Origin of the sequence: Serratia sp. YC16 (assembly GCF_009707615.1) — a bacterium.
GTDB lineage: Bacteria > Pseudomonadota > Gammaproteobacteria > Enterobacterales > Enterobacteriaceae > Serratia > Serratia surfactantfaciens.
Window position 1 is genome coordinate 1 of record NZ_WLYN01000034.1, and the last position, 768, is coordinate 768.

Genomic DNA, 768 nt, shown 5'->3' on the forward strand with positions numbered 1-768 from the left:
GATCCGGCCAGCTGGCGCAGCGCCGAGTTCAATGCCAACTGGGGGCTGGGGGCGATCCATGCCGATGAGGCCTACGCCGCCGGCTATACCGGCAAAGGGCAGAAGGTGGGCATTTTCGACACCCCGGTTAACCACCATCCCGAGTTCGCTGGCGACGGCAAACTGATCAACGTCGTCACCGAAGGCTACCGCGCCTATACCGACCCGCACCGGCCGGGGATCAACGCCGGCGATCGCTTTTACTTCGACGGCACCTTCCATTTCTATAGCGGGGCGACATTGAGCAACCACGGGGTGCACGTCGCGGGGATCAGCGCGGCCAACCGCGATGGCACCGGCATGCACGGCGTGGCCTTCGATTCGCAGGTGATCAGCGTCGATAACGACAACGACGGCCCGGCTTACGGAGAATTCCTCGGTCTGGACGGCGCCGTCACCAATGCCGGCTGGCAGGCGATGATCAAGAGCGGCGCGCGGGTGATCAACAACAGCTGGGGCGTCAGCATTCCCGACTTTCTGTCCGACGGCGGCCGCGATCCTAATGCGCTGCACTTTGAGCTGAAGGATGCGCAGGAACAGTTCGATCAGGTCAAACCGCTGCTCGGCAGCCTGGCCGGCGCAGGTTATCAGGGCGCTATCGACGCCGCGCGCAAGAATATTCTGGTGCTGTTCGCCGCCGGCAACGACGGCAACTACAACCAGCCGGACGTGATCAGCGGCTTGGCCTACTTTGTGCCGGATATCGCGCCGAACTGGCTGTCGGTCGCC

At 63.7% G+C, this 768-nt stretch carries 1 protein-coding gene; it reads left to right on the forward strand.

Features of this window, described 5'->3' with window-relative positions:
- The coding region (locus GKN89_RS24255) for a S8 family serine peptidase (RefSeq protein ID WP_154747917.1) at positions 1–768 on the forward strand (768 nt) is incomplete at both ends.